Source organism: Pseudomonas sp. TZ252, from assembly GCF_056110345.1.
On sequence record NZ_CM148566.1, the window covers coordinates 5,291,084 to 5,317,192 of the forward strand.

The 26,109-nt window shown below is 63.6% G+C and carries 8 protein-coding genes; 4 read left to right on the plus strand and 4 right to left on the minus strand.

The genetic code is table 11. From position 1 onward, the window contains the following. Positions 1-60: 60 nt before the first annotated feature. The 3 genes from ACYAF3_RS24590 (at position 61) to ACYAF3_RS24600 (ending at position 19,091) form a co-directional block, all read left to right on the plus strand. Positions 61-3,351: an amino acid adenylation domain-containing protein gene (locus ACYAF3_RS24590; protein ID WP_474727916.1), complete on the plus strand. Its 3,291-nt coding sequence runs from the start codon at positions 61-63 to the stop codon at positions 3,349-3,351. A 6-nt stretch (positions 3,352-3,357) separates the two neighbouring features. Then, a complete protein-coding gene (locus tag ACYAF3_RS24595; RefSeq protein WP_474727917.1) occupies positions 3,358-16,467 on the plus strand; it encodes a non-ribosomal peptide synthetase in 13,110 nt (4,369 codons plus the stop codon). Positions 16,468-16,643: 176 nt separating this feature from the next. After that, the gene (locus tag ACYAF3_RS24600) at positions 16,644-19,091 is read left to right on the plus strand and encodes a TonB-dependent siderophore receptor (protein WP_023082193.1); all 2,448 of its coding nucleotides are present in this window, start codon (positions 16,644-16,646) and stop codon (positions 19,089-19,091) included. A 400-nt stretch (positions 19,092-19,491) separates the two neighbouring features. On the opposite strand, the gene ACYAF3_RS24605 is transcribed toward ACYAF3_RS24600, so the two are convergent. Further along, the gene (locus ACYAF3_RS24605; RefSeq protein ID WP_012614134.1) at positions 19,492-21,144 is read right to left on the minus strand and encodes a cyclic peptide export ABC transporter; all 1,653 of its coding nucleotides are present in this window, start codon (positions 21,142-21,144) and stop codon (positions 19,492-19,494) included. Between the two features lie 359 nt (positions 21,145-21,503). Here ACYAF3_RS24605 and pvdF point away from each other — a divergent pair, with 359 nt between their 5' ends. Next, a complete protein-coding gene (pvdF, locus tag ACYAF3_RS24610) occupies positions 21,504-22,331 on the plus strand; it encodes a pyoverdine biosynthesis hydroxyornithine transformylase PvdF (protein ID WP_012614135.1) in 828 nt (275 codons plus the stop codon). A 59-nt stretch (positions 22,332-22,390) separates the two neighbouring features. On the opposite strand, the gene pvdO is transcribed toward pvdF, so the two are convergent. The 3 genes from pvdO to pvdM are packed head-to-tail and all read right to left on the minus strand — an operon-like array spanning position 22,391 to position 25,921. After that, a complete protein-coding gene (gene pvdO, locus ACYAF3_RS24615; RefSeq protein WP_012614136.1) occupies positions 22,391-23,245 on the minus strand; it encodes a dihydropyoverdine dehydrogenase in 855 nt (284 codons plus the stop codon). Between the two features lie 28 nt (positions 23,246-23,273). Then, positions 23,274-24,551: a pyoverdine-tailoring periplasmic protein PvdN gene (gene pvdN, locus ACYAF3_RS24620; RefSeq protein WP_023084238.1), complete on the minus strand. Its 1,278-nt coding sequence runs from the start codon at positions 24,549-24,551 to the stop codon at positions 23,274-23,276. An 11-nt stretch (positions 24,552-24,562) separates the two neighbouring features. Beyond that, entirely contained in the window at positions 24,563-25,921 is a 1,359-nt protein-coding gene (gene pvdM, locus ACYAF3_RS24625) for a pyoverdine-tailoring dipeptidase-like protein PvdM (RefSeq protein WP_012614138.1), read from the minus strand. Between the last annotated feature and the right edge of the window lie 188 nt (positions 25,922-26,109).

The following is a 26,109-nucleotide window of genomic DNA, read 5'->3' on the forward strand; positions in this document are numbered from 1 at the left end:
GATCTTGCCCGACGTTTCGCCGGGCTGCCTTTGCCGCAGCGGGAATTGTTCTATCAACGGTTGTGCTCCAAGGGCATCAGCTTCCTGCAAATGCCCATTCCCCGCGTGTGCGAGCAGCCGGGCGCGCACTCGCTGTCGTATGCCCAGCAACGCCAGTGGTTCCTCTGGCAACTGGAGCCCGACAGCGCGGCCTACCATATCCCGGCGGCCCTGCGCCTGCGTGGCGAACTGGATGTCGAGGCCTTGAAGCGCAGCTTCGCCGCATTGGTCGAGCGCCATGAAGGGCTGCGTACTACCTTCCGCCAGGAGGGCGGCGAGACACTGCAGGTGGTGCATGACCGCTTGCCGCTGGAGATCCGCGAGCAGAGCCTGGGGGTAGCGGACGAGGCCGCGCTCATGGCGCGGATCGAGGAAGAGGTGCGGGTGCCGTTCGACCTGGAACGTGGTCCGTTGCTACGGGTCCTGCTGCTGCGCCTGTCCGCCGAAGAACAGGTGCTGGTGGTGACCCTGCACCACATCGTCTCCGATGGTTGGTCGACGCCGATCATGGTGGAAGAGCTTATGCAGTTCTACGCCGGCTACCGTGAAGGCCGCGCCGTGGAGCTGGAGCCGTTGCCGATCCAGTACGCCGACTATGCCCTGTGGCAGCGCAGCTGGATGGAAGCCGGCGAGCGTGAGCGCCAACTGGCCTACTGGCGGCAGCAGCTGGGCGGCGAGCAGCCGGTGCTGGAACTGCCGACCGACCGGCCGCGGCCGAGCGTACAGAGTCCTGCCGGCGACAGCCTGCAGGTGGAGCTGGGCGAAGACCTGGGTCGCTCGCTGAAACAGCTGGCGCAGCAGCAGGGCGTAACCCTGTTCATGCTGTTGCTGGCCAGTTTCCAGACCTTGTTGCATCGCTACAGCGGGCAGCCGGAAATCCGCGTTGGGGTACCGATCGCCAACCGCACCCGGGTAGAGACCGAGCGTCTGATCGGCTTCTTCGTCAATACCCAGGTGTTGAAGGCCGACTTCAACCTGGAGACCCGTTTCGACGTCTTGTTGCAGCAGGTCAAACGTACCGCACTGGAAGCGCAGGCCCATCAGGACCTGCCGTTCGAGCAACTGGTGGAGGCGTTGCAGCCGCAGCGGAGCCTGAGCCACAGCCCATTGTTCCAGGTGATGTACAACCACCAGAACGCGGGTCAGGGCAAGGCTCTGGAGCTGCCGGGGCTGCGGGTGGAGGCGTTGGAGCGGGCGAGCGCGACGGCGCAGTTCGACCTGACCCTGGATACCTATGAAAGCGGTGACGCGCTGAGCGCGTCGCTGATCTACGCGACCAGCCTGTTCGAGCGATCGACGGTGGAGCGTCTGGCGGCACACTGGCGCAACCTGCTGGAGGCGATCTGCCAGGACGCGAGTCAGCGTGTCGGCGAATTGCCGATGCTGGCTGAAGCGGAGTACGTCGAGCTTGTTCGCGGCTGCGAGTCCGCCCCTTGTGCCGAGCCTGCCTGCCTGCATCCCTTGGTCGAGGCGCAGGCGGCGCGGACCCCGGAGGCGACGGCGGTGGTGCATGGCGAGATCGAGCTGAGCTACCGGGAACTGAACCGCCGGGCCAACGTACTGGCGCACAGGCTGCGGGCCGAAGGCGTTGGTCCGGACGTACCGGTGGGTATCGCCATGCAGCGCAGCCCGGAGTTGGTCGTGGCGTTGCTGGCGGTGCTGAAAGCCGGTGGCGCCTACGTGCCGATGGATCCCGGTTATCCCGCCGAGCGCCTGGCCTTCCTGGCAGAGGACAGCGGGATTGGCCTGTTGCTGACACAGACGTTCCTGCAGGATGAACTGCCGTTCAACGCACAGCTGACGAACCTATGCCTGGACGACCCGAGCCTGTTCCAGAACGTCCCGGCGCAGTGGGACGGGAATCCGGAGCAGCGTGCCTGTCCGGAGCATCTGGCCTACGTCATCTATACCTCTGGTTCGACCGGGCGCCCGAAGGGCGTTGGCATCACCCATGGCGCGCTGGTCAATCACATGCGCTGGATGCAGGAGCGCTTCCAGTTGGCGGCGCACGAGCGGGTGTTGCAGCGGACCTCGAGTAGCTTCGACGCCTCGGTGTGGGAGTTCTGGCTGCCACTGATGTCCGGCGCTCGCTTGCACTTGGCGCCTGCGGAGCTGGGTACCTCGCTAGAGAGCTTGTGGGGGCTGGTCGAGGCACAACGGATCAATGTGCTGCAAATGCCGCCGTCGCTGTTGCAGGCGCTGCTGCCTTTCGCCGGCGACGACCAGTTGGACTCGCTGCGGCTGCTCTGCTGCGGTGGCGAAGCGCTGAGCGGCGCGCTGCTGGAACAACTGGGGCGCCGCTGGAACGGCGAGCTGGTCAACCTCTACGGGCCGACCGAAGCGACCATCGATGCCTGCTGCTTCTCGGCGCCGGTGAAGGAGGTGGGGGGGGGGATTCCCATTGGTGCACCGATCGCGGGAGTGCGCGCGCGCATCCTCGATGCGGCGGGTGGGGTCTGTCCGGTGGGTTGCCGAGGCGAACTGCTGATCGCCGGTGCCGGCCTGGCGCGCGGCTACCTGGGACGACCCGGGCTGACCGCGGAGCGCTTCGTGCCGGACCCGTACGGCGACGGCGAGCGGATCTACCGTACCGGCGACCTGGCGCGGTTGCGCAGAGACGGGCAGATCGACTATCTCGGTCGCCTGGACCACCAGGTGAAGATCCGGGGTTTCCGTATCGAACTGGGCGAGATCGAGGCGCGCCTGCTGGAGCAGGAGTGCGTGCGCGAAGCGGTGGTGCTGGCCGCCGACGGTGCGAGCGGCCAGCAGTTGCTGGGCTACGTGGTGCCGCAGGATGTCGGGGCACTGGAGGGCGAGAAGCGCGGAGCCTTGCGTGAAGCGCTGAAGTCGGCGCTCAAGGCGAGCCTGCCGGAATACATGGTGCCGACCCAGTGGGTGTTCCTGGCGGCGCTGCCGCTGCTGCCCAACGGCAAGCTGGACCGCAAGGCGCTGCCGGCGCCGGAAGCCGGCGACAGCCAGCAGGTCTACGCCGCACCGGAGACGGATCTGGAGCAGCAGCTGGCGGCGATCTGGGCGGAGGTACTGAAGCTGGAGCGGGTCGGGCTGACCGACAACTTCTTCGAGCTGGGCGGTCATTCGTTGCTGGCAACCCAGGTGCTGGTACGAGTTCGGGAACAACTCGGGCTCGAAATGGCGCTGAAGGAACTGTTCGAGTTTCCTGTCCTGACTGATCTGGCTCGCCAACTGGAAGGGCGCGGCAGCGTCAGTGCATCTCTCCAGGATGAATTGGCTAAATCCCTGGAGGCCCTTAAACGTCTTACTACGGAGGAAATAGATGCGCTGACGTCTTAAGGAGATATCCCGGTGCAAGAGCTGCTTAAGTCCGTAAGGTCACTCTCTCAGAAAGAACGCAAGGCCCTGGCGGCCTTGCTCAAGCGTCAAGGAGTGAACCTGTATGGAATAACCCCTGTACTCAAGCGCTCTCCGGAGGAGCCGTTGCAGCTGTCCTACGCCCAGCAACGGCAATGGTTCCTCTGGCAACTGGAACCGGGCAGCGCGGCCTACCACATTCCGGCGGTCCTGCGTCTGCATGGTGAACTCGACACCGAAGCCTTGAAACGTAGCTTCGCCGCACTGGTGGAGCGTCATGAGGTATTGCGCACCACCTTCCGCCAGGAAGGCGACGAGACACTGCAGGTCGTACATGACGACCTGCCTCTGGAGCTGCGCGAAGAGACCATGAGTGGGACGGATGAGTCCGCACTGTTGCTGCGGATCGAAGACGAAGTCCTGTTGCCGTTTGACCTGGAACGTGGTCCGTTGCTACGGGTCCTGCTGCTGCGCCTGTCCGCCGAAGAACAGGTGCTGGTGGTGACCCTGCACCACATCGTCTCCGATGGTTGGTCGACGCCGATCATGGTGGAAGAGCTTATGCAGTTCTACGCCGGCTACCGTGAAGGCCGCGCCGTGGAGCTGGAGCCGTTGCCGATCCAGTACGCCGACTATGCCCTGTGGCAGCGCAGCTGGATGGAAGCCGGCGAGCGTGAGCGCCAACTGGCCTACTGGCGGCAGCAGCTGGGCGGCGAGCAGCCGGTGCTGGAACTGCCGACCGACCGGCCGCGGCCGAGCGTACAGAGTCCTGCCGGCGACAGCCTGCAGGTGGAGCTGGGCGAAGACCTGGGTCGCTCGCTGAAACAGCTGGCGCAGCAGCAGGGCGTGACCCTGTTCATGCTGTTGCTGGCCAGTTTCCAGACCTTGTTGCATCGCTACAGCGGGCAGCCGGAAATCCGCGTTGGGGTACCGATCGCCAACCGCACCCGGGTAGAGACCGAGCGTCTGATCGGCTTCTTCGTCAATACCCAGGTGTTGAAGGCCGACTTCGACCTGGAGACTCGTTTCGACGCCTTGTTGCAGCAGGTCAAACGTACCGCACTGGAAGCGCAGGCCCATCAGGACCTGCCGTTCGAGCAACTGGTGGAGGCGTTGCAGCCGCAGCGGAGCCTGAGCCACAGCCCATTGTTCCAGGTGATGTACAACCACCAGAACGCGGGTCAGGGCAAGGCTCTGGAGCTGCCGGGGCTGCGAGTGGAGGCGCTGGAGCGGGCGAGCGCGACGGCGCAGTTCGACCTGACCCTGGATACCTATGAAAGCGGTGACGCGCTGAGCGCGTCGCTGATCTACGCGACCAGCCTGTTCGAGCGGTCGACGGTGGAGCGTCTGGCGGCACACTGGCGCAACCTGCTGGAGGCGATCTGCCAGGACGCGAGTCAGCGTGTCGGCGAATTGCCGATGCTGGCTGAAGCGGAGTACGTCGAGCTTGTTCGCGGCTGCGAGTCCGCCCCCTGTGCCGAGCCTGCCTGCCTGCATCCCTTGGTCGAGGCGCAGGCGGCGCGGACCCCGGAGGCGACGGCGGTGGTGCATGGCGAGATCGAGCTGAGCTACCGGGAACTGAACCGCCGGGCCAACGTACTGGCGCACAGGCTGCGGGCCGAAGGCGTTGGTCCGGACGTACCGGTGGGTATCGCCATGCAGCGCAGCCCGGAGTTGGTCGTGGCGTTGCTGGCGGTGCTGAAAGCCGGTGGCGCCTACGTGCCGATGGATCCCGGTTATCCCGCCGAGCGCCTGGCCTTCCTGGCAGAGGACAGCGGGATTGGCCTGTTGCTGACCCAGACGTTCCTGCAGGATGAACTGCCGTTCAACGCACAGCTGACGAACCTATGCCTGGACGACCCGAGCCTGTTCCAGAACGTCCCGGCGCAGTGGGACGGGAATCCGGAGCAGCGTGCCTGTCCGGAGCATCTGGCCTACGTCATCTATACCTCTGGTTCGACCGGGCGCCCGAAGGGCGTTGGCATCACCCATGGCGCGCTGGTCAATCACATGCGCTGGATGCAGGAGCGCTTCCAGTTGGCGGCGCACGAGCGGGTGTTGCAGCGGACCTCGAGTAGCTTCGACGCCTCGGTGTGGGAGTTCTGGCTGCCACTGATGTCCGGCGCTCGCCTGCACTTGGCGCCTGCGGAGCTGGGTACCTCGCTAGAGAGCTTGTGGGGGCTGGTCGAGGCACAACGGATCAATGTGCTGCAAATGCCGCCGTCGCTGTTGCAGGCGCTGCTGCCTTTCGCCGGCGACGACCAGTTGGACTCGCTGCGGCTGCTCTGCTGCGGTGGCGAAGCGCTGAGCGGCGCGCTGCTGGAACAACTGGGGCGCCGCTGGAACGGCGAGCTGGTCAACCTCTACGGGCCGACCGAAGCGACCATCGATGCCTGCTGCTTCTCGGCGCCGGTGAAGGAGGTGGGGGGGGGGATTCCCATTGGTGCACCGATCGCGGGGGTGCGCGCGCGCATCCTCGATGCGGCGGGTGGGGTCTGTCCGGTGGGTTGCCGAGGCGAACTGCTGATCGCCGGCGCCGGCCTGGCGCGTGGCTATCTGGGACGACCTGGGCTGACCGCGGAGCGCTTCGTGCCGGACCCGTACGGCGACGGCGAGCGGATCTACCGTACCGGCGACCTGGCGCGGTTGCGCAGAGACGGGCAGATCGACTATCTCGGTCGCCTGGACCACCAGGTGAAGATCCGGGGTTTCCGTATCGAACTGGGCGAGATCGAGGCGCGCCTGCTGGAGCAGGAGTGCGTGCGCGAAGCGGTGGTGCTGGCCGCCGACGGTGCGAGCGGCCAGCAGTTGCTGGGCTACGTGGTGCCGCAGGATGTCGGGGCGCTGGAGGACGAGAAGCGCGGCGCCCTGCGTGAAGTGCTGAAGTCGGCGCTCAAGGCGAGCCTGCCGGAATACATGGTGCCGACCCAGTGGGTGTTCCTGGCGGCGCTGCCGCTGCTGCCCAACGGCAAGCTGGACCGCAAGGCGCTGCCGGCGCCGGAAGCCGGCGACAGCCAGCAGGTCTACGCCGCACCGGAGACGGACCTGGAGCAGCAACTGGCGGCGATCTGGGCGGAGGTACTGAAGCTGGAGCGGGTCGGGCTGACCGACAACTTCTTCGAGCTGGGCGGAGACTCGATCATCTCCCTGCAGGTGGTGAGCCGAGCTCGCCAGGCGGGTATCCAGTTCACCCCCAAGGATCTGTTCCAGCACCAGACCGTGCAAGGCGTGGCTTCGGTCGCACGCTTCGCGCCGGCGTTAGCGGTCGACCAGGGCCCGGTCAGCGGATCGATGCCGCTGACTCCGGTGCAACGGCGCTTCTTCGCCGAGGCGATTCCCCAGCGCAATCACTGGAACCAGTCTCTGTTGCTGGCGCCGGCAGATTCTCTCGAGCCTGTTCTGTTGAGAGAAGCGTTACAGGCCGTCGTTTCCCGTCATGATGCCTTGCGATTGCGTTTCGACGGCGTGGACGAAGAGTGGCAGGCGGCGTTCGATCCTGCCGCGTGTGCGGAAGATGTGCTATGGGTGCGTCAGTTGGCTGACGGCGACCTTTCGGAGGTCGTCGAGGCGGCACAACGCAGCTTGGATCTGAAACATGGGCCTTTGCTGCGAGTGCTGCTGGCCGATTTGCCCGATGGCAGCCAGCGGCTCTTGCTGGTCGTTCATCACCTGGTGGTGGACGGCGTTTCCTGGCGAATCCTGCTGGAAGACCTGCAACAGGCCTATCAGAGCCTACAGGCTGGACAGGCGCCGAACTTGCCGGCGAAAACCAGTTCGTTCAAGGCTTGGGCCGATCGCCTGAAGGAGCATGCCAGCAGCGAAGCCGTCGAGCGTGAGCTTTGTTATTGGCGACAGGCGCTGGAGGGCGTGAGCACGGATCTGCCTTGCGAGCGTCCCGAAGGTGGCCGTCAGCAAAGGCATGTTGCCCACGCTGATACCCGGTTGCCGCGCGAGACGACCCGTCGCTTGCTGCAGGAGGCGCCAGCAGCCTACCGCACACAGGTCAACGACCTGCTGCTGACAGCGCTGGCACGGGTGGTTTGTCGCTGGAGCGGGCGGGCGGAGGTTCTGGTCCGCCTGGAGGGTCATGGGCGCGAGGACTTGTTCGAGGATATCGACCTGACCCGTACCGTTGGCTGGTTCACCAGCCTCTATCCAGTGCGCCTCAGCCCCCGGCAGAACCTGGCCGACTCGGTCAAGGCCATCAAGGAACAGCTGCGCGCAATTCCTTCCAGGGGGATCGGCTACGGCCTACTGCGCTACCTGGGAAGCGCCGAGGCCCGCAGAACGCTCGAAACGTTGCCGGAAGGCGAGATCGTCTTCAACTATCTAGGCCAGTTCGATGGCAGCTTCGATGAGCAACGCGGATTGTTCGCGCCGGCCCGGGAGGATGGTGGTGCGGTCATGGACGAGCAGGCGCCTCTGGGCGCATTGCTGAGCGTCGACGGGCGGGTCTACGACGGCGAGCTGAGCCTGGGCTGGACCTTCAGCCGGGAAGTGTTCGACGAGCAGACCATACAGGCGCTCGCGGATGAGTACGGACGGGAGCTCCAGACTCTTGTGGAACATTGCTGCCAGGAGCGCAATCGTGGCGTGACACCATCGGACTTTCCCTTGGCGAACCTCGACCAGGCCGGACTTGACGCTTTGCCAGTTCCGGCAGGCGAGATCGCCGACCTCTATCCGCTGTCGCCAATGCAGCAGGGGATGCTTTTCCACTCCCTGTACGAGCAGGGAGGAAGCGACTACGTCAACCAGATGCGAGTGGACGTGGAAGGACTGGACGTCGGGGCTTTCCACCAGGCCTGGTTGGCGACCGTCGCCAGTCACGAGGTGCTGCGGGCCAACATACTGACGGACCTGGAGCGGCCGCTGCAACTGATCCACAAGCAGGTGCGGCTGCCCTTCGAGGTTTTCGACTGGAGTGCGCGAGAGGACCTTGAGCAGGCGCTGGAGTCGTATGCGCAAGACGTGCGGCGCAAGGGGTTCGACCTGACCAGGGAGCCGTTGTTGCGGATCGCGGTTATTCGCGTGGGCGAAGGTCGACATCATCTGGTCTATACGAACCATCACATTCTGATGGACGGCTGGAGTGGCTCGCGCTTGCTCGGCGAGGTGCTGGAGCGGTATGCGGGTCGCTTGCCGGCGTCGCTGGCGGGTCGCTATCGCGACTATATCGCCTGGCTGCAACGTCAGGATCAGGATGCCGCCGGGCGTTTCTGGAAGGAGCAACTCGCCGAGCTCGATGCACCTACGCGGCTGATGCAGGCGCTTGCTGGTCAGGTCAAACCAGTGGCTGATGGTTACGGCGATCACTATCAACTGTTCGACGCGGAGCAGACCCGACGGCTGGATGCCTTTGCCCGCGCCCAACGAGTGACCCTGAACACCCTGGTGCAATCGGCCTGGCTGCTGCTTTTGCAACGCTATACCGGACAGGAAACGGTGTGCTTCGGCGCCACGGTGGCCGGCCGGCCGATGGAGCTATCCGGCATCGAGCAGCAGATCGGGTTGTTCATCAATACCCTGCCGGTCATTTGCCGTCCGCGCGCGGACCTGAGCGTGGGCGATTGGGTCGCCATGGTGCAAGAGCGCAACCTGGCCTTGCGTGAGTATGAGCACACGCCATTGTTCGAGGTGCAGCGTTGGGCCGGACAGGGTGGTGAGTCCTTGTTCGACAGTCTGCTGGTATTCGAGAACTACCCCGTATCGGAGGCCCTGGAACAAGGAGCTCCGGCAGGATTGCGCTTTGGTGAGGTGGTGAGTCGAGAACAGACCAACTACCCGCTGACCCTGGCCGTGAACATGGGCGAGACGCTGACCATCCACTATAGCTACGACCGTTTGCACCTGGATGCGGTCACCGTGGAACGGCTGGCAACCCATTGGCGTAATTTGCTGGAGGCGATCTGCCAGGACGCAAACCGGAGTCTTGGCGAGTTGCCGCTATTGGATCGTTCCGAGCGGGACCTGCTGCTGGCGCGCTGGGACCAGACCGGTGAGGACTATCCGAGCCGGCCGTTCGTCCACCAGTTGGTCGCGGAGCAGGCGCGTCGAGCGCCGGAGGCGATTGCGGTGCTGTTCGGCGAGCAGCGGCTGAGCTATGGCGAACTCGACAGCCAGGCCAACCGCCTGGCCCAGCGCCTGGTGGAGCTGGGCGTGGGGCCGGAGGTGCGGGTGGCCATCGCCATGCGCCGTTCGGCGGAGATCATGGTGGCATTCCTGGCCGTACTCAAGGCCGGCGGCGCCTACGTGCCGCTGGACATCGCCTATCCGGCCGAGCGCCTGCGCTACATGCTGGAGGATTGCGGCGCGGCGCTGGTGCTGACCCAGCGCGACGTGCTCGAGCGTCTGCCGTTGCCCGCCGGCCTGGCGAGCCTGGCGGTGGACGACCCGGGCGAATGGCAGGATCGTCCGGAGGGTGCGCCGGAGGTCGATCTGGCCGAGGAAAACCTGGCCTACGTGATCTACACCTCCGGTTCGACCGGCCTGCCCAAGGGCGTGGCGGTATCCCACGGACCGCTGGTGTCGCATATCCGTGCGACCGGCGAGCGCTACGAGACGAGCCCGGCGGACTGCGAGCTGCATTTCATGTCGTTCGCCTTCGACGGTGCCCATGAAGGCTGGATGCACCCGTTGATCAACGGAGCGCGGGTGCTGGTGCGCGACGACAGTATCTGGCTGCCGGAGGAGACCTATGCGCAGATGCATCGTCACGGTGTGACCATCGGGGTCTTTCCGCCGGTGTACCTGCAGCAACTGGCCGAGCATGCCGAGCGTGACGGCAACCCGCCGCCGGTGCGGGTGTACTGCTTCGGCGGTGACGCGGTGCCGCAGGCCAGCTACGAGCTGGCCTGGGAAAGCCTGCGCCCGGGCTACCTGTTCAACGGCTATGGACCGACCGAGACGGTGGTCACGCCCTTGTTGTGGAAGGCGTGTCCGCAGGATCCGTGCGGTGCGGCTTACGCACCTATCGGTACCTTGCTGGGACGTCGCAGGGCCTATGTACTGGGCGCGGACCTGGACCTGCTGCCGCTGGGTCTGGCCGGTGAGCTCTACCTGGGTGGAGAAGGTGTGGCGCGGGGTTACCTGGACCGGCCGGCGCTGACGGCCGAGCGTTTCGTCCCGGATCCGTACGGCAACGGCGAGCGGGTCTATCGCAGCGGCGACCTGACCCGGGCACGTGCCGATGGGCTGGTGGACTACCTGGGGCGTGTCGACCACCAGGTGAAGATCCGGGGTTTCCGCATCGAGCTGGGCGAGATCGAGGCGCGCCTGCTGGAGCAGGAGTGCGTGCGCGAAGCGGTGGTGCTGGCCCGCGATGGCGCGAGTGGCAAGCAACTGGTGGGCTACGTGGTGCCACAGGATGTCGGTGCGCTGGAGGACGAGAAGCGCGGCGCCCTGCGTGAAGTGCTGAAGTCGGCGCTCAAGGCGAGCCTGCCGGAATACATGGTGCCGACACAGTGGGTGTTCCTGGCGGCGCTGCCGCTGACGCCCAACGGCAAGCTGGACCGCAAGGCGCTACCGGCGCCGGACGCCAGTGACAGCCAGCAACAGTATGTGGCGCCGGCGACGGAGCTGGAGCGCACATTGGCAGCGATCTGGGCGGATGTGCTGAAGCTGGAGCGGGTCGGGATGGCCGACAACTTCTTCGAGCTCGGCGGGGATTCGATCATCTCGCTGCAACTGGTTAGCCGGGCTCGCCAGGCGGGAATCCGCTTTACTCCCAAGGATCTGTTCCAGTACCAGACGATACAGGGACTGGCAGGGGCTGTGCGGTTCGATACGGGGCAGCTTGTCGATCAGGGGCCTGTTCTCGGCTCGATGCCACTGATGCCGATCCAGCAACGTTTCTTCGAGGAGGATGTCCCCGAGCGCCATCACTGGAACCAGTCTTTGCTGCTGGAACCCAGCGAGGCGCTCGACCCTCAGGCGCTGCAGGGGGCCCTGGCGGCGCTGGTCGAACAGCATGATGCCCTGCGCTTGCGTTACATGCCTGGCGAAAGGGGCTGGCAGGCGGAGTTCCTGCCGCAGGAGGCGAGCGAAGAGTTGTTGTGGGAACGTACGCTGGATGCTACGGAAGAACTGGAGGAGGTGATCGAGGCCTGCCAGCGCAGCCTGGATTTGCGTCATGGCCCCCTGTTGCGGGCGTTGCTTGCGACCCTGCCGGACGGCAGCCAGCGACTGCTGCTGGTCGTACACCACTTGGTGGTGGATGGGGTGTCCTGGCGGATATTGCTGGAAGACCTGCAGCAGGCCTATCAGGCATTGGCGACCGGAGAGATGCCGCACCTGCCGGCGAAGACCAGTTCATTCAAGGCCTGGGCCGAGCGTGTGCAGGAACATGCCCGGGGGCCGGCACTCAAATCGGAGCTTGCCTACTGGCAGGCACAGCTTCAGGGCTTGTCGGATAACCTGCCCTGCGACAACCCCCATGGAAGACATCAGCTGAAGCATGCCGCCTACGTTGGCGGGCGGCTGGAGCGAGAGTGGACCCGCCGTCTGTTGCAGCAGGCTCCGGCGGCCTATCGCACGCAGATCAATGATCTGCTGTTGACGGCCCTGGCCAGGGTGGTCTGCCGCTGGAGCGGTGAGGCCGATGTGCTGGTGCGTCTCGAAGGACACGGTCGCGAAGATCTTTTCGAGGATATCGACCTGAGCCGTACCGTTGGCTGGTTCACCAGCCTCTATCCATTGCGGCTCAGTCCACGAATCGATCTGGTCGACTCGATCAAGACCATCAAGGAGCAGATACGGGCCGTGCCGAACAAGGGTATCGGCTATGGCCTGCTGCGCTATCTCGGCGACGATGAAGCTCGGACAACGCTCGGGTGCCTGCCGGAGGGCCAATTGGTCTTCAACTATCTAGGCCAGTTCGACGGCAGCTTCGACCAGGAGCAGGGGTTGTTCGTGCCCGCGCGGGAGGGAAGCGGTGCCGAGCGTAGCGACGAGGCAGTTCTCGACGGCCTGCTGGCACTGAGCGGGCAGGTCTATGACGGCGAATTGAGTCTGCAATGGACGTTCAGTCGGGAAGTGTTCGAAGAAGCCACCATCCAGCGGCTTGCGGACGAATACTTGTCAGAACTCCAGGCATTGGTTGCCCACTGTTGCGAAGAGCGGAATCGTGGGCTGACGCCTTCGGACTTTCCTCTGGCGGATATCGACCAGGCACGCCTGGATAGCCTGCCATTGCCCGTCGGCTCGATCGCCGACCTCTACCCGTTGTCTCCCATGCAGCAGGGTATGTTGTTCCACTCTTTGTACGAAGAGGGCGCTGGCGATTACATCAACCAGATGCAGGTGGAAGTGGAAGGGCTGGACGTCGCCCGCTTCCGCCTGGCCTGGGAAGCGACCCTGGAGGCGCACGATGTCCTGCGCAGCGGCTTCGTCTGGGAAGGAGAGCTGGGTCGGCCGTTGCAGGTGGTGCACAAAAGCGTTTCGCTTCCTTTTGCCGAGCACGACTGGCGCGGGCGCACCGACCTCGAGTCAGCCCTGGAGGACCTGGCAGACCAGGAGCGGCTGCGGACGTTCGATTTGCAACAGGCGCCGCTCCTGCGTTGGGTCTCGGTGCGAGTGGCCGACCATCGGCATCGCCTGATCTACACCAATCACCACATCCTGATGGATGGCTGGAGCGGCTCCCTGCTGCTCGGCGAAGTACTTGAACGCTACTCGGGGCGTCAGCCTGCTCCTCAGGCCGGCCGGTACCGCGACTACATCGCCTGGCTACAGCGACAGGACCGGGAAAGCGCCGAGCGCTACTGGAAAGAGCGGCTCGCCGAGCTCGATGCGCCAACTCGCCTGGCACAGGCTATACGTTGCGAACTGTTGCCAGCGAGCGGACATGGCCATTTCGTCCACGCCTTCGATCCGGTTTCCACCCAGCATTTCGAGGCATTTGCCCGCACCCAGCGGGTGACCTTGAACACCTTGGTGCAATCGGCCTGGCTGTTGCTGTTGCAGCGTTACACCGGGCAGGACACGGTGTGTTTCGGCGCCACGGTGGCGGGGCGACCGATGGAGTTGCCCGGCATCGAGCAACAGGTGGGATTGTTCATCAATACTCTGCCGGTGATCGCTAGCCCGAGGGCGGACCTGAGTGTTGTCGATTGGATCAGCCAGGTGCAGGACTGCAACCTGGGCCTGCGCGAGTATGAGCATACGCCACTGTACGAAGTGCAGCGCTGGGCCGGGCAGGGCGGCGAGGGATTGTTCGACAGCCTGCTGGTATTCGAGAACTATCCGGTATCGGAGGCACTGGAGCAGGGTGCCCCGTCGGGGCTGCGCTTCGGTGAGGTAGAGAACCGGGAGCAGACGAACTATCCGCTGACCTTGTCGGTCGGTCTGGGGGAGACCCTCCAGGTACAGTACAGCTACGATCGCCGTTATCTGGATTCCGAGACGGTAGAGCGGTTGGCGTCGCACTGGCGCAACTTGCTGGAGGCTATGTGCCGGGCGCCGGAAATCCGCCTTGGCGAACTGCGGATGTTGGACGAGGATGAACGGCAGCGTTACCTGGCGCTTGGCTGCGACATGGATGCGGAATATCCTCGCGGCCTTTGCCTGCATACGCTGTTCGAGGCGCAGGCAGGGCGCTTCGCGGACGCGCCTGCGGTGCTCTTCGACGGTGAGCTACTGACCTACGGTGAACTCAACCGACGCGCCAACCGCCTCGCGCACTACCTGCTCGCTGAGGGAGTGGGGACAGAGAGTCTGGTGGGAATCGCCATGGAGCGCGGGCCGGACATGCTTGTCGGCCTACTGGCGGTGCTCAAGGCAGGTGCCGCCTATGTGCCCCTGGATCCCGACTATCCTCGCGAGCGGCTTGCCTACATGCTGGAAGACAGCGGCGTACGGCTGGTACTGAGCCAGTCCTGGCTGTCCCCTGGGTTGCCCTTGGCGAAGGGCGTGGCCGCCCTCGACCTGGATCGGACTGGCTGGCTGGATGGTTATCCCTCGAATGACCCGCTGCGTCCCCTGGCTGCGGAAAACCTGGCCTATGTGATCTACACGTCAGGCTCGACCGGCAGGCCGAAAGGTGTCCAGATCGAACATCGTTCGCTGCTCAACTTCCTCGCCAGCATGGCGCGGGAGCCGGGGTGCACCTCTTCCGACCGGCTGCTGCAATTGACGTCCCTGTCCTTCGATATCGCTGGCCTGGAGCTATACCTGGGCCTGACCCGCGGTGCCTGTATCGTCATGCCTAAGGCTCAGCAGAGCAAGGATCCGCAGGCGCTGCTGGCCCTCATCGAAGAGGCTGAGGTCAGCATCATCCAGGCGACGCCGGCGACTTGGAGGATGCTGCTGGACGGCGCTCCGGAGCGCGCCGAGGTCCTGCGTGGCCGCAAGGCGCTCTGTGGTGGTGAGGCGCTGGGCGGAGGCCTGGCACGACGTCTGCTCGCGCACGTGGACTCCCTATGGAACGTCTACGGTCCCACCGAGACCACCATCTGGTCGTCCTGCCAGCGTGTGCTCGACAGCGAGGTCATCCATCTTGGCGGACCTATCGGCAACACCGCGCTACACGTCCTGGATGACGAACTCGAACCCATGCCGGCGGGGGGCGGCGGTGAACTGCTGATCGGCGGGGGCGGTCTGGCCAGGGGCTATTTCGCACGTCCCGCCCTGACAGCAGAACGCTTCGTGCCCAACCCGTTCGATGCACACGGCGGACGCCTCTACCGCACCGGAGATTTGGCCAGCCGCCGCTCCGATGGCGTTATCGACTATCTCGGCCGTGTCGACCATCAGGTGAAGATCCGCGGGTTCCGCATCGAACTGGGCGAGATCGAGGCGCGCCTGCAGGAGCAGGGCCTCGTGCGCGAGGCTGTGGTGCTGGCACAGGAGGGAGCCCATGGCGCGCAACTGGTTGGCTACGTAGTGCCCATCACGTCAGAACTGGCACCAGATTGGCGCGATGTGCTGAGGAATGCACTGAAGGGCTGCCTGCCGGAATACATGGTGCCTGCGCAATTGGTGGCGCTCGAACGGTTGCCGCTGACGCCCAACGGCAAGATCGACCGCAAGGCCTTGCCGAAGCCGGATGCCGGCGCACAGACGCAGGCATACGCGCCCCCGCAGACCGAAGCGGAAAAAGACCTGGCGCGGCTCTGGAGAGAGGTACTCGGTGTCGAGCGGGTCGGTTTGCACGACAACTTCTTCGAGCTTGGCGGCGATTCGATCCTGGCCGTCCAACTGGTGGGGAGAATCAGGCTGTGGCGTGCTCCGGGCTTGGAGATCAGCCTGCGCGACCTGATGCACAAGCCAACCATCGCCGCGTTGCTGGAGTCGCGGTCACATGCAGGGAGTCCGCTGGTGAGCTTGAACAGGGGGCTTGAGCAGGTGCCGCCGTTGTTCTGCATTCACGGAATCTTCGGCACGGCCTTCGACTACCTGCCGTTTGCGCGGCGGATGGAGGGACGACGCACGGTTATCGGTATCCAGTCGCCGTTGCTCTCCGGTTATCGCCCCGAAGGCCTGGCGATGCGGGAGCTGGCCAGGCAGTACGCCGGACTGATCAGGCAAAGACAACCTCAGGGTCCTTACAGCCTGATGGGCTGGTCGCTGGGCGCAGTCATCAGCCTCTTCGTGGCGCGGGAACTGGAGAAGCAGGGCGAGGAGGTCGTCTTCCTCGGCCTCGCGGATGCACCGCTGGTCGACGGCAGGGGAAGAAGCGATCAGGAGCTGGGCCAGGTCCTCGATGAGTTCTTGGAGATATTCCTGGGGACGCGCTCCCGGCTTCCGGCCGAGGCGTCGGTGGATGCCTCTGTCGTAGCCAGTCATATCCGTGCTCAGGTGGCGGAGAAACCTGTTCGCCATGGCCTCACGGCGGATGAGCTGATTGGTGTGTTCGAAACCGTGGCGACCTTGCGCAAGCTCTGCTGGGATGCCGCCGAACTCGCAGGGCTCGTTGCCGGGGTTCATTGCTGGTGGGTCGAAGGGCGCGAGGCGGAGGCGCGGCAGTTCCAGGCGCAGATGTCTTTCACCTTGGCGCGAGAAACCTTCTGCCAGGCCGAGCACGACACGATCATGCAGGACGAGCGCCTGTTGCAGGAGCTTGACGAGGCTAGCGAGCGGTCTTTGAAGCAACGTACGTAGCGCGTCGACAAACGAGGGCCGGGCCGGGTTTTACCTACAGGTAAACCCGGCCCGGGTATGTCCGGGGTAACGAAATACGACAGTTGAGTTTTTTTTCCGGTTTTTCCTGCTGAGACGTCTTTGTAATTGATAAGTATTCTTAAATATTTATCCATACGAAATATATGGAGAAAAACATGCCAACAGCACATGCGGTTTCCCCTCTGGCAAGGGCTTTAGGAAGTTTGGGGGCAAACAAGATGTCCAGGCTTGGCCTGGCCCTTCTGCTGGTGAGCGCCCAGGCGGTCGCGCAGGAGTACGAGTTCAACGTTCCCGCCCAGCGGCTCGACGCGGCGCTTCAGGCGCTTGGCCGCCAGGCGGGTCTGCAGGTGCTCTACAACCCGAGCGACCTGAGTGGTCTGCGTAGCCGCAGTGTCAGCGGCAAACTCGAATTGGAACAGGCGATCAGCCAACTGCTGGATGGGGCCAACGGTATCGGTTTCGAACTGCAGGGCAAAACCCTGATCCTACGCCTGCAGGACTCCTCTTCGGTGATATCCCTGGATTCAATGGTGGTCTCAGGCCTGGCGCTGAATCCCACTACTGAAAACAGCGGCTCCTATGCCTCGCCTGCGGTGTCGATCGGCAAGGGCAACAAGAGCATCAAGGAAATTCCCCAATCGGTGACGGTGGTCACCCAGAAGCGGATGCAGGACCAGAACATGTCCACCGTATCCGATGTCCTGGCCAACGCGCCGGGCGTTACCTCCATCCCGATGTTCGGTACCGGCGAGCAGTACTACTCTCGCGGTTTCTTCATCGAAAACTTCCAGTACGACGGTGTACCCCTGGAGCGCCAATCCTATGCCCGTGGTTCGGACTTCAGCGGGCAGACCGCGATCTTCGATCGGGTAGAGATTCTCCGGGGTGCGCAAGGTCTGCTGGAGGGCGGCGGCAATCCCTCGGGCTCGGTCAACTTCGTGCGCAAGCGACCGACGGCGGAGAACCAGGTCCGGCTGACTGCCAAGGCCGGCTCCTGGGATCACTATGGTACCCAGGCCGATATCTCCGGCCCGATCGACGAACAGGGAAGACTGCGAGGGCGCCTAGTTCTCGACTACGACACCAAGAACTCGTTTGTCGACCACGTAGGCGATGACCGCCAGACCATCTATGCCGCGCTCGATTACGATCTTACGGAAGCTACACGCCTCGGCTTCGGCTTCAGTCGCGAGCGGATCGACGCCAACATCGATGTCAACGGCTTGCCCAACTATACCGATGGTTCGATGCCGCATTTCAGTCGCTCGACTTTCCTCGGCGGCGACTGGTCCTACTGGGACAAGATCCAAGAGACCTTCTACTTCGATATTGCCCACCAGTTCAACGAAGACTGGTCGTTGAATGCCACGGTGGTCAATGCGCGCGAGAAGAACGACTACAAGTACCTGCTGATGGCCGGCAGCATCAATCCGGACAATACCAGTACGCTGCGGGGAGATGCCTACGTCTTCGACTTCTTTTCCGAGCACTGGGGCGGGGATGTCTATGTCAATGGTCGTACCAAGGTTGCCGATCGCCAGCTGAACCTTACATTCGGGGCGAACTATTCGGACCTGGACAGCAGCGATACCTTCGGCTGGAGGCAGCGCTACGTACCCAACTGGGATATCTTCAACTCGCCGGTCAATACCAACAAACCATCCGATGACGACATCTATTCCGTCAGGCGCAGCGACGATGGCTACGCTTCGATCCAGAAAGGCGTCTACGGCATGGGGCAATACTATCTGACCGACGACCTGTCCGTAGTGCTCGGGACTCGCATTTCGTCCTACCAGAAGGCTTATACCTCCAATGGGCCTTGGGGTTATTCGAAGGCGGTGGCCAAGGAGTCGGCGAAGGCCATTCCCTATGCCGGCATCATCTACGACCTCAATCCGGAGTGGAGTGCGTATGCCAGCTTCACCAAAATCTTCCTTCCGCAGTCGGTGCGTACCGCGAGCGGCAGCATCCTGGGACCGAAAAGCGGGAAAAGCGTCGAGACCGGTCTGAAAGGCATCCTCAACGATGGCCGCTTGAATGCCACCTTCGCGCTGTTCCGCATGGAACAGGACAACATCCCGATCCAGGACGCCAACCTGCCCGATGACGTTCAGGAAGCCAACTGCGGCGGTACCTGCTACCACGGCGGCGGCAAGGCTATCAGCCGCGGCTTCGAGACCGAGCTCAGCGGCGAGTTGTTCGACAACGTGCAGGTATATGCCGCCTACACCCTCAACCTGCTGCGTTACCAGGGCGAGGTGCCCAGCGAAGCGGATGACGTTGGCGCCAGCGTCAATACACCGAAGCACATATTCCGCTCCTGGGTCGACTACCGGTTGCCGGGCAATTGGTCGCGGGTATCCGTCGGCGGCGGCGTCAATGCACAGAGCCGGTCGGCCGGGTTCGGCTACTACGGACGGGAGCAGAGCGGCTTCGCGGTATGGAACAGTCGCCTGGCCTATCGCTTCACCGAAGAGCTGACCGGTGCGATGAACGTCAACAACATTTTCGACAGGCGCTACTTCAAGTCCGTCGACTATGGCCACAACTACTTCGGCGATCCGCGCAACGTGCTGTTCACGCTTACCTATAGTTACTGAACTGCTGACGGCTGGTCATCGGGCCTGCCGGAACGGGAAATGTACGAATGCCGGCCTTCGGGCCGGCTTTTTTCTATCCGTTCGGAATCCGGATGACGGCCAGCAGGGTTGTTGGCGATTCTCGTCGGCTGGTCCGTGACGAGCACGACGGTGCGTCATTGCCGGCAGTGCAGGCACAAAGATAGAGGCGCGCAGCTAATGTTGGGCGACTGGGCGGCGGCGATGTCTTCAGCACGCTTCGCAGTAGAAGAGAGGGAGTCGAGAGACGCAGAGACGGGCTGGCTGAGCGGGCGATACGACGTGTGGAAAGGCGGTTTGTCGGGGTGAGCTTCGCTGCTGCCTCACCGCGAGGCGGGAAGGGCGGACGGGACGCCATGGTGTCCCGTCAGGCTGATGTCTATCAGGCGGGGTGCAGCGCGGGTTCCACAATCTGGCCGGCGTGCATATGTACCAATTTGTCGGCGATGTCGAAGTAACGGTCGTCGTGGGATATGACGATGAGCGTGCGGCCCTGGCGTTTCAGTTCGGGCAGCAACTCGGTGTAGAACACGCGGCGGAATGCGGGGTCCTGGTCGGCCGCCCATTCGTCGAATACCAGCACTGGGCGGTCGTCCAGCCAGGCGTTGATCAGCGCTAGGCGTTTGCGTTGACCAGTGGAGAGGTCGGTGGTGGTGAAGCTGCCATTGCGGATACCCACCTTGTGTGCGATGTCTAGGCGCTCCAGGTATTTGTGGGCTTCCGCTGGCAATTCGGTGCGGCCGCGAAGCAATTCGTCGAACAGGTAGTAGTCGGTGAGGACGGTGGCGAACAATTGGCGGTAGTCGTCTCGTCGCGCGTCGTCCACAGTCTTGCCGTTCAGACGGATTTCGCCCTGCTGTGGGGTGTATAGACCCAGGAGCAGCTTGATCAACGTGGTTTTGCCGCAGCCGTTCTCCCCGACGACGAAGACGATTTCGCCCCGGCGAATGGTCAGGTCGAGAGGGCCGAGATGGAAAGACTGACCGCCTTCGGATTGTGGGTAGTCGTAGCGCACCTGGCGCAGTTCGATTCGCTCCAGGCTCATGTCCGCCGGAGCGGGAGTGCTTTCCAGAAGGTGTGGCTCGGAGGAGGAGAACTGTCCTGCCAGTTCGCCGATACGGCGTAGTGCGATCTTGGCGCGACTCAGGTTGGGAATGTTGATGACCAGTTGTTCCAGGGGAGCCTTCATGTACAGCATGACCAGCACGAATCCTCCCAACACGGTTCTTTCGGCAGCGGGCCAGAGTGCCAGGAAGGCGATCGCCATTCCGATCACCGCGAAGAACAGCATCGAGCCGAAGGTCTCGGCGCTTATGAATATGGCGGCGGAGCGTACGTTGGCCTTACAGATGTCTTCTGTCGTGCCATGGATCTGCCTCTCCAGCAAATCGATGCGGCGTTCGCGCTGTATGCGCAGTTCCTTGGCTCCGGCGGAAATGGCTTGGTAGTGCTTCTGCAGTTCGTCCTCGCCGTCGCGAGCTGCCTGTAGGCTATGCGTGCCGCGACGGTGGGCCAGATATTGGGCGCCACTACCGAGCACCACTGTCAGCACCGTGACCAGCAGGATCTGCCAGGATAGCAAGGCCAGGTAACTCAGGCAGCCGATGGTCACAGTGAAGGCGATGAGCATGGGCGATACGCTCAGAGCGAAGACGCTGAGTGCGCCGACGTCGTTGAGCAGTACCGGGATCAGGCGATGCGCACGATAGCGTTCCAGTTGTTCGATCGGCGCGGCGAGAATCCTGGCGGCCAAGTCTCGACGCAGGGTGGCGACCACGCGCTGGCCAACATAATTCGTCAGCAGTTTCGACAGGGTCGAGCAGACCAGGGTCATGACGCACAGGAGGGCGAAAAGCAGGGCCACGTGCAGGTTCGGGCCGCCTTCTGTATTCATTGCAGTGTTGATAGTGGCCAGCAGGGCCGTGACGCTGAGGCCGCCGGCGATTCCCAGCAGTACCGAAAGCAGGACGTGCGGCCAGAACGGCTTGAGGAGAGTCAGGGTTTCATGGGCAAGGCTTTCAGCTGTTCGGGTCATGGGGCCTTCTCGGATGCCTACGGAGAAATGGAGGTCGATGGGTAGTCGCGTCGTTGACCTCGTCTTGATCCAGTGAGACGAGAAGGAGGTCGTCCGATTTAGGCCGTGCAACTGTGGGGCGCATGCTGGAAAGGGCGTGCCATGCGCCGTGGGATACTTCTCCTAGCTGGAGGACGAAGTGGCGGGGGAAATGTTTAAGTTGCTCTGGCCCGTCCGGCAGTTGCCGATAAATTCGGCCGGGGGTCGTTCGTTGCTCTCATGGAGAGCATGCAACCGGGGCGCTCGAAGTCCCGGCGAGTGCCGCGTACACGATGTGTATTCCCATGCACGACGCCGATCCACTCCCAGGAATGAACCATATGAAGAAACGGAAACTCGCCTACATCTGGTCGCTGCGCAATGCTGCAGCGGACAAGGCCGGTCAGTATGTCCCCTACAAGGGCGAAGAGCGCTACATGAAGTCGGTGCTGGAGTCTCTCGTCGAGGGATTGAACCAGACGTCGCTGGGAGAGGCATACGAGTTGGTCGGCGTGATCTATGACGACGATGCGGGGTTGCCGCGCGACCAGGAAAAAATCAGGGACTACGGTTTCGCCTATCGTCCCGGGCAGCAATGGTTCTATCCGGCAGACCTGCAGGTGCAAGGCAAGACCCTGAACGACCTCTTGCTCAGCGTGCCTTCCACCTACCGTCGGTACCCACGGGGTACGCCCGAGCACGTGGCCGGCAAGAGCGATTTCGAGCGACGCTTGCATGACACCCTGGTGGAGCTGGGCGCCGATGTAGTGGTATTGGACGGGCTCCTGGTAATCCTCGATGAGCTGGTGCGCCCAGGCGCTCCGTTCGCACGACGGATCATGAATATCCATCCTGGCGTGACGCGCGAGGACTCGCCTTACGAGCGTCGTGGTGCCTATGCGACCCTGGATGCCCTCTATGGAGCGCGTGGCGAGAAGGTGGTGGATTGGTCGACCCTGGAAAAGGTCGCGGTCGAGCCGCTGTACTGGACCGGGGCATCCTTCCACTATGTGGACAATGGCATCGATTCCGGCGAGGTATTCCACGATGTGTTGAAGACCGAGATATCGCCCGAGGATACCATCCTCGAACTACGCTGGAACAACTTCAACAACAGTCTGTTCCCGGCGCTGCATGAGGGCCTGGCGCTGCTGGCGGAAAAAGGCTGACCGGGAGTTGCCGTAGCGTTGAGCGAAGGCCGGGAGCGAGAGCGTCCCGGCCTTTTCCATCAGAGTTCGCGGGCGACGCGAAAGCCGATCCAGTCTCCGCGGGTGTCGGGGTAGGCATTGTTGCGATTGCCCGAGCGCGAGAAGATCGGCGGCTCGCCCCAGTCGTTGCCGCGGATCTGCACCAGCTCGCACTTGTCCTCCATCCACGCGCTGCCGTCGCTCGGCGCGCCGTTGTAGTGGTCGTGCCAGCAATCGGCGACCCACTCGTAGACGTTGCCGTGCATGTCGTAGACGCCGAAGGCGTTGGGCGGGAAGCTGCCCACCGGCGAGGTGAAGTTGTAGCCATCGCTGGCGCCGTAGGTGTTGGCGTGCTTGGCGATGCTGTATTCCTTGCCTTCGTCGAACGGGAAGGGGAAGGGGCCGGCGCTGCCGGCGCGGGCGCCGTACTCGCGCTCGGCCTCGCTGAGCATGCGGTAGTGTTTGCCGGTCTTCTTTGACAGCCAGGCGGCGTAGTTCTTCACGTCGTTGTAGTCGACGCATACCGCCGGCTGGCGAGGGCCTTGCTGGTAGCGCGGCTTGCCGGCGATGCATTCGCGGCCGGGGCGGGTATCGCCGTCGGCCAGCTTGACGCCGGTGGCCTTCAGGTAGGCGTCCAGTTCGCCGGCGGTGACCTGGTAGCGGCTGATGGCGAACGGCTTGGCGAAGGTCACGTCGTGCAGCGGGCCCTCGTCGGGCTGGCGGCCGACCTCGTCGTCCGGGGTGCCCATGGTGAAGCTGCCGGCGGGCAGTACGACCATCTCCGGGCAGTCCTTGCAATCCTTGAACACCGTGCCGGGTTTCTTCGCTTCGTCGGCGAAGGCTGGGGCGGTGGCGACGATCAGTGCGGCCAGGGCCAGGGGCGGTAATGCGTGCATGGCGGTTCTCGTTGAGTGGCGAAAGGGGTCAGGCGAGTTGCGGGGCGAGGATTTCCAGCACCCGGTCGATCTCCGCCTCGTCGTTCAGCAGGCTCGGCGCCAGGCGCACCACCGGGCCGACATCGCGATCCACGGCGTCGCTGATTACCCGGTGCGCCATCAGGTGTTTGGCGACCGCCTCGCAATCGCGGCCTTCGACGCGGAAGAAGGTGAAGCCCGAAGACAGCTCGGGGCTGGTCGGCGTGACCAGGCGGACCTTGGGATGCTCGCCCAAGCGCTGCTTGAGGTAGGCGTTGAGCTGGTGGATACGCGCCTGGACCTCGGCCTTGCCCAACTGCAGGTGCAGCTCGAAGGCCGTGCCCAGGGCCAGGCGATGTTCGAAGGCGTGGTAGCCGCCAGGGGTCATCAGGGTGCCGAAGTTGTCGGCGCGGGAGAAGGTCGGGATGCTCGGCACCAGGTGCTCCTGGAGCTGTTCCGAGCGGGCGATGATGACCCCGGTGCCACGCGGGCCGAACAGCCACTTGTGGGTGCCGGCGATGAAGTAGTCGCAGTCGAAGTCGGCGAAGCTGACGTCTTCCACGCCGAAACCATGCACGCCGTCGACCACGTAGATGATCCGGTCCTGTTCGTCGCGCTTCTGGTTGAGTTCGCGCACCAGCTTGCCGATCTCGCGGATCGGCAGCTTCACGCCGCTGCCCGACTGCACCCAGGTCATGCCCAGCACCCGGGTCTGCGGGCGGATACGCGAAGCGATGCTGCCGAGTATTTCATCGGCGCTGACCTGGTGTGGATCCTTGAACAGGGGGAAGGTATGTACCTGGGTACCCATGCGTTTCTGTCGGTACTCCAGGGTGGTGTAGGTGGAGTAGTGCTCGTGGGAAGAGGTCAGGATCTCCTTGCCCGGCTGCACCAGCAGGCCGCCATAGATCGCCGCCAGGCCGTCGGTGGTGCTACCGGTGAGCGCCACCTGGCCCGGACTCACGCCGAAGTAGCGCCCCGCCCAGCTACGAGCACTGTCTTCGTGCTTCCAGATTTCCTCGCGATGCCAGTCGACGGTTTCGCCCGGGTTTTCATTGAAGCGCAGACGCAACCGGTCGATGGCCTGCTGTACCGGGCGCGGATGAGAGGCAAGCAGGAAGTTGGCGAAATGCAGGTACCGCGGATCGAGGTCGAAGAGCTGGCGCAGAGCCTGCCACTTGTCGCTGTTCGACTCGGTGGCTGCCTGGGGGAGTCGGGCCGAAGAAAGCAGTGGCAGGCCGGCGGCGATGATACCGGCCTGCTTGAGGAAGGTGCGACGGTCGGTCATGAAGAGATCCGTTACGGCTGGATGGGGGAGGAGATGGGCTTGGCGCGCTTCTGTACCTCGCCCCAGACGCGCAGGAAGTTACCTCCCCATAGCTTGGCGATGTCGGCGTCGGAGTAGCCGCGGATGATCAGCTCGGCGGTGACGTTGCGGTTCTCGCTGACATCCTTCCAGCCATCCAGCCCGCCGCCGTCGTTGAAGTCCGAGGCGATGCCGACATGGTCGATGCCTACCTTCTTCACCGTGTAGTCGATGGCGTCGACCAGTTCCTTGAGGCCTGCCTTTGGTTCTTCTTCGAGGATTCCATAAAGCGTGCTGGCGTATTCACCGAACTTCGACTCCGGCCAGATAGCGATGATCGGATCGCCCGGCATCAGGGCATAGTCCAGGCTTTCCAGGGGGGGCAGATCGAAGCGGATACGCAACGCATTGAGCTTTTCCAGGGTGGGTTTGCTGAGTGGGCGCAGATAGGCGGGGAAACCAACTACCTGGATTACACCGCCGCTGTCCTTGATCAGTTGCATCTGCCGGTCGCTGAGATTGTGTCTGATATCCACCAGGGCTCGTGGGGCCGAGTGTGACGCGACGATGGGCGCGCGACTGAGCGCGGCTACCTGTTCCAGCGCCTTGCCCGACATCTGCGAGACGTCGATGATCACACCCAGATCGTTGAGTCGTTGTACCGCCTGCTTGCCCAGCGGCGAAAGGCCGCCCAGCGGGTCCGGCGAGTCGTTGAAGAACGGCAGGGGGCGAGCTGCATCGGACCAACTGTTGTTGCCGACATAGTTGAAGCCGAACATTCGGACGCCTCGGGCTGCCCAGCGGTCCAGTTGGGAAAGGTCGTCGCCAAGCGGATAGGCATTGAGCATGCTCATGACTACGGCGAACTTGCCTTCCATGGCCAGCCGTCGGAAGTCTTCGGGCGAGTAGGCGATAGCGATCCGGTTGGGAAAATCGCGAACCATGCCGGTGAGGATCTTGTAGCGGGTTTCCTGCTGGTGGCGAGCCTCTTCGACGAACCCCAGGGTCGGTTTGTGGGGGGAATTGGGCCCGCTCCACATTTCTGGCCAGCCGAAGATCGCCAGGGCGGCGCCCGAAAGGCGGCCCCGGCCAGCCTTGATCAGATCAAGCTGGCCGGGGCCGTCTTTGTCCACTTCGTTGCCGGTCGTACCGAAATCCAGGGGAACGGTGATCTTGCTGTCGAAGGAGAGGATGCGGTCCTGCAATTCCTCTGCATGCTTCATGACTTTGCGTGGGTAGCTGGCGCTGCTCGGCCCGAAAGCTTTCCAGGCCAGCAGGCCTGCGCCGACGAGAGTAATGAAGAGGATCGGTAAGCCTAAGTAGAGGGCCTTGCTTGTACGTGGTCTGGTCATTGCCATCTCAGTCAGGGTCGAGATCGAGGAGCGCCGGCGGTTGCCTGTCGAAGCGGGCCCACCTGTCAGGGAGGAACGAGGCGGGAGAGGGAAAATTTAGCCATGGCCCCTCTCGACCATGGTGTCGAGGCTTGGTGGCGTGCCAGTAAATTTGCCGACGGACGGAACGTTCTAGCTGGATAAAGCGG